Annotated in this window: 3 protein-coding genes; 1 reads left to right on the top strand and 2 read right to left on the bottom strand. The window is 35.9% G+C overall.

Annotated elements, in window-relative coordinates; translation table 11 throughout:
* Positions 1-153: 153 nt before the first annotated feature.
* Entirely contained in the window at positions 154-345 is a 192-nt protein-coding gene (locus tag J7K40_01470) for a zinc ribbon domain-containing protein (protein MCD6161068.1), read from the bottom strand.
* An 8-nt stretch (positions 346-353) separates the two neighbouring features.
* The gene (locus J7K40_01465; protein MCD6161067.1) at positions 354-536 is read right to left on the bottom strand and encodes a hypothetical protein; all 183 of its coding nucleotides are present in this window, start codon (positions 534-536) and stop codon (positions 354-356) included.
* A 152-nt stretch (positions 537-688) separates the two neighbouring features.
* Here J7K40_01465 and J7K40_01460 point away from each other — a divergent pair, with 152 nt between their 5' ends.
* Positions 689-1,582 (top strand): cyclic nucleotide-binding domain-containing protein, encoded by an 894-nt coding sequence (locus J7K40_01460; protein MCD6161066.1) that lies wholly within the window; start codon positions 689-691, stop codon positions 1,580-1,582.
* The last annotated feature ends 530 nt before the right edge of the window (positions 1,583-2,112 follow it).

Genomic DNA, 2,112 nt, shown 5'->3' with positions numbered 1-2,112 from the left:
GCCCTACATACAAATCCAGAGTAAGCGGAAGAATCTACCGACAGCTCTATGCATATTATTTTCCCATCCTTTATAGAAAGATTAGATAATTTTAGCTAATAATAAAATGTCTTAATGGATTTATCAAACCCGACCGGGTGAACGCTGTTAGCCTCAGGAAAAACCAGATGAACCGCCGCAACTACCGGATGATTTATCCATTCCGGCGCTCGCAAAAGTCGAAAATATTTTCTCAATATCAGCTTTACCGCAAAAAGGGCATTTTATCTCGGCTGTATCATTGGTTGAACGCAATAACTCGAATCTCTTATTGCAGCTGTTACAGATATATTCAAATATGGGCATCATGTCTCCTATTTCAATGAAATCATAAATCCTACCAACCCAAAATAAGTCATCGCAACTTTTGGCTGGCAGAGAAGCATACACTGAGAATTAAAACTGCCTGATAATTTACTCATTATTAAGCCGATTAATACGCCTATTAATGTTCCCAGAATGTAGCGTTTGATTTTATTTTTATTTTTCTTAATCATCTATTTCTCCGAAAAACCATATTTAAACTAACTGCCATCGGATGGAAAATGTTCCAATTTACAAAATTTGTTAAATTACCCATCACTAATCTTTAATATCATTCAATTCGTGTTAATATTGTGTCGAATAATTAAATGTCAAGGTTATTATTATGGAAAAACAGATAAAGATATTACTAAAATACGTGCCCATTTTCGCTATAATCCCGGAAGGATTGCTTGTCCAATTAAAGAACGTGATACAGCAGCGAACCATCCCTAAAGGGCGGAATATTTTCATCAAGGGCGCTCCCGCTAACTCATTTTATATTATCAAGTCAGGCGAAATAGAAATCCATAATAACGACCCAAATGCCGACAAAAAAACACTATTAGCCGCTATCGGCGAAGGAGAATTTTGGGGCGAAATATCGATTTTAGAGGAAATGCATTATTCGGCAACAGCCAGAACAACGAGTGAAAGTGTTATATATGAAATATCTATTGAGAAGTTTAAAAATATGATCGAAAAACATCCCGACCTTGATGTTTGTTTTATGGGAGTTCTGTCCGAACAACTCAGGCGGTTGGATATTCATATGATTGAAGACCTTCAGCAAAGATGCAAGCAATTTGAACAGGATAAGATAGAACTTTCTGCATTAGTTGGATTATTTGATAAAGCAGTATCCATTTCAAGTCATTTCGTAATCGCCGTTGATAGTAATGGGCAAGTAATTTATTTCAATAATATTGCGCAAACATTATTTGGCGACACCAATGCTGATTTTCATGACAGCACTATTGATTCTGTTATTATCCCTATTAGCAATGTAGATATTTTTGAAGAAATTGACTTGGTTCTTTCTAATGGCAATACCTGGACTGGCGATGTCTTAGTCTCATCAGGCAGCAGCAAACGACTATATATCAAGATGACGGCTGTTAGAGTAATTAATGAAAGCAATAAGAGTTATAACACGCTTTTTATAGGCAGAGATGTTACTGAGACGGAAGAAGTTGATTGTCAGAAAACAGATTGCAATCAAAATATAACCTTAATTTAGCCTGTATTATTCACAATAATCAGTTTAATCAATTGACCAATAATATGATAGAGATCAAAGTGCGCGGTATTCGGCAGTTGCCGGACTGGTCTGCCCATCCTTTACACATTTCATAAAGGGGCAGACAATGACGTCTGCTGCCCACTAAATCAATAATATTATAGAGATATTGTCAAAAAGCCTTTGAAATACAGGGCGTTTTTTGTTATCAAATATTGTTTACAATAATACCTTATATAGGTGGGTCAGGTTTGATAGTATGCTCCTAACAAGTATCATATAGAATAATTAAAATGTATTTGCGCTGTCGGAAGTTATTTCCGACAACTCTGGCAACGCCAAACAGCAGTACATTAATTTCACTACTGTCCGGCCTTTTTATAGAGTTCTTAAAATAATACCCAACAATCGAAGCTTGCTTATTTCATAACCCATAGAGCAGCGGGATGTTGGGCGGCTCCGATAAACATCGGCGCTTCATCTTTTATTTTGTTAAATATTTCGAGATAAGATTTCAGTAATTGATTTTA

This window comes from Candidatus Zixiibacteriota bacterium (assembly GCA_021159005.1).
Lineage (GTDB): Bacteria > Zixibacteria > MSB-5A5 > UBA10806 > 4484-95 > JAGGSN01.
This window is presented reverse-complemented; position numbering and strand designations above follow the sequence as displayed.